Here is a 3,014-nt window from a genome sequence, read left to right on the forward strand (position 1 = left end):
GCCCGCGCCGGCCGCCGGAACGGCCCCAGTTGGCGCTGCGGTTGAGCCGGTGCTCGGCCGACGCCAGTTTCAACAACTCGGGGTTCACCTCGTAGGCGCGGCCGCTGCCGGTGCCGGATTCCTGCGCGGTTTCGTCGAAGGCGACGTCGCCGGCGAAAAGATCGAACAGGTCCGAGCCGACCATGACGTGCTGCCACAGCGGCACCGGGCGGTGCTCGGACACCACCACGTCGGTGTCGCCGCGGACGGTGTCCAACCAGGCGCCGAATTCCTCCGCGTTGGAGACGGTCGCGGACAGTGAGACCAACTGCACGTCGTCGGGCAGATGGATGATGACCTCTTCCCACACGGCGCCGCGGAACCGGTCGGCCAGGTAGTGGACTTCGTCCATCACCACATAGGCCAGGTCCAGCAGGGTGTCGGAATTGGCGTACAGCATGTTCCGCAATACCTCGGTGGTCATCACCACCACGTCCGCGTGCGGATTGACCGAGGTGTCCCCGGTGAGCAGCCCCACCCGCTCCGCGCCGTAGGTCGCCACCAGTTCGTTGTACTTCTGGTTGCTCAGGGCCTTGATCGGCGTCGTATAGAACGCCTTGAGTCCCCGCTGCAGGGCCATGTAGACGGCGAACTCGCCGACGACGGTCTTGCCGGCGCCGGTGGGGGCCGCGACCAGGACGCCGCGGCCGCGCTCCAGGGCCTCGCACGCCTCGCGCTGGAAGGGGTCGAGTTCGAATCCGAGCGTCTGGCTGAACGAGTACAGCCGGGTCTTGGAGAAGGCCACCCGTTCGGCGGCCGCAAGGTAGCGTTCGGAGGGGGAACTCATAGCAAAAGCCTATCCGCTTAAATCCGCCGGCCCGATGGGTGCCGCCGGCCCCTGGCCGGGCCGCAGCCTATTTGGCTCCGTCCTGCTCCGGGTTGTCGGCCTTCAGCTGATCGAGCGGCGTGGCCTGGTCGACGCCGGCGGCTACTTCCGCTTCACGGACCTTGCGCCGCTTGTCCCGCCGCTTGTCGTTGAGCAGGCTGATGCCGGTTGCCACGAAGAACAACGCCAGCAAGGGGGCCGCCAGCAGGAACATGGACATGGCATCCGGGCCGGGGGCGGCCATCGCCGCCACCAGGCAGACCACGAACACCACGATCCGCCAGCTCTTGATCACGCGGCGGCCGGACAGCAGGCCGGCGAAATTCAGCCCCACCAACACCACGGGAAGCAGGAACGCGATGCCGAGGGAGAGGAACATCCGCATCACGAATGTGAGGTAGTCGGTGGCCAGGATCTGGTTCACGCCGCCTTCCGGCGTGAACATGGTCAGTACCTTGACGATCTCCGGGAGCACGATCCAGCCGAAGTAGATCCCGAGCAGGAACAGCGGCACGGCGGCGACCATGAAGCCGAGCGTGTAGCGGCGTTCCTTGGTCTTCAAGCCGGGCGTGATGAAGGCCCACACCTGGTAGATCCACACCGGGGAGCTGACCAGCAGCCCCAGGAAGATGGAGACCTGGATTTTCAGGTCGAACGGAGATCCGACACTGCCGTAGTTGATTTCCGCACGCCGGCCCTCTTCCGCCGAGATTTCCATCAGCGGTGCCTGGACGGCGACCATCACGGGGTCGTACAGGAACCAGCCGGCGACCGCGCCGAGCAGGACGGCAATGCCGGAAACGATGAGCCGGTTGCGGAGTTCTTTCAGATGGGCCTTGAGCGGCATCCGCCCCTCAGGGTTGGCCTTCCGGCCTTTCTTACCGGCCACGGCCCTTACTGCTGGTGCGGCGATGGGGATCCGCCGTTCGCATTCGGCTGCTGTCCGCGGTTGTCAGTGTTGTTCCGCGGCGGGTTGACCACGCGGCCCTCGACGGGTTCCGAGTCCGGGGCGGCGGTGGACGCGTCGTCGTCCTTCATCTGCTTCACCTCGGACTTGAAGATCCGCATGGACTGGCCCAGGCTCCGGGCAAGGCCCGGCAGCTTCGGTGCGCCAAAGAGCAGCAGCACAATGATCACCAGAATAATGATGGTCCAGGGGTTATCGAAGAGTCGTCCCATGCGTGGTTCCTTTCGTCTAGTCCATCCTATGCCATCGGCGGGTCAGGACAGCCGCAGATCGCGGAGGGACTGCCGCTGGCCGCGGGCGGCGCGCCGGGCGAACCTGCGCTGCCTCCGCTCCTCGCGCCTCCGCTCCTTGCCCTGGACGTATTCCTCCTTGAGTACCGTGGAGTCGGCGAAGAGTGCCAGCCGGGGGCGGTGCGGGTCGGCGGGCTGCCGTTCCGTCTGGAGTCCGCCGGCCAGCCGGTCGGCCGCCGCCTCGAATTCACGCAAAGTTCGCATGAACTGGCGGAAAATCCGCCAGCCGAGCAGGGCGATGAACACCAGGGCCAGCGCGCAAAGGGCAACCCAGAGAAGGATCCAGAACCAAAGGGGCATGCTGTCCACTCTAGCTTCCGGCCGAAGCCGGGGCCTCGCGGTAGGCCTCCAGCGCCTGCCGCAGCCATTCCCGGGTCTGGCCGGCCGCCTCCGCCGGTTCCAGCACGGCAACTTCGCCGCCGTGGCGTGCCGCCAGGCCGGGCAGCACAGCCGTGCTGGACAGCCGGATTTCGGCCGCGAGCGAACCGTCCGCAAGGACCGCGCGGCGCCGGGCATTGTATTGGTCGGCCAGTTCGGCCAGGCGCTCGGAGATCCGCAGGACCACCACCTGGTCCGTCTCCTGCGGGGTGAACAGGCTGTCGGGGAATTCGCTGCTCCGTTCGGCCGGCGGCTCAAAGTGCTCGGCGGTGGCGGCCAGGGAGCGCATGCGGTCTACCCGGAACTGCCGCACGGCCTGCTGGCGGTGGCACCAGGCCTCGGTGTACCAGTGGCCGTCCACGGCGAAGACCCGGAGCGGATCGATCCGGCGGTTCGTCATCTCATCCCGGGACGGCACGAGGTAGTCGATGTCCACGCTGCGCCGGGCGGCCGCGGCTTCCTGCAGCGCGAGCACCTCGGGCGTGCTGTCCTCGGCCGCCAGATCCGCGGCGAT

At 67.4% G+C, this 3,014-nt stretch carries 5 protein-coding genes; all 5 read right to left on the reverse strand.

What is annotated here, in order from left to right; all coding sequences use genetic code 11:
• Window positions 1-826 (reverse strand): DEAD/DEAH box helicase (locus tag AC5RUJ_RS13640; RefSeq protein ID WP_494156010.1); only part of this gene is annotated, 826 nt, incomplete at its 3' end.
• Window positions 827-893: 67 nt separating this feature from the next.
• A complete protein-coding gene (gene tatC / locus AC5RUJ_RS13645) occupies window positions 894-1,754 on the reverse strand; it encodes a twin-arginine translocase subunit TatC (protein WP_493999725.1) in 861 nt (286 codons plus the stop codon).
• A gap of 5 nt (window positions 1,755-1,759) precedes the next feature.
• On the reverse strand, window positions 1,760-2,044 hold the full coding sequence (gene tatA, locus AC5RUJ_RS13650) for a Sec-independent protein translocase subunit TatA (protein WP_493999724.1): 285 nt from the start codon (window positions 2,042-2,044) through the stop codon (window positions 1,760-1,762).
• A 42-nt stretch (window positions 2,045-2,086) separates the two neighbouring features.
• Window positions 2,087-2,422: a hypothetical protein gene (locus AC5RUJ_RS13655; protein WP_494013990.1), complete on the reverse strand. Its 336-nt coding sequence runs from the start codon at window positions 2,420-2,422 to the stop codon at window positions 2,087-2,089.
• Window positions 2,423-2,432: 10 nt separating this feature from the next.
• Window positions 2,433-3,014: WYL domain-containing protein (locus tag AC5RUJ_RS13660; protein ID WP_494156011.1), on the reverse strand; the 582-nt coding region annotated here is incomplete at its 5' end.

This window comes from Arthrobacter sp. Y3223164 (genome assembly GCF_059091005.1).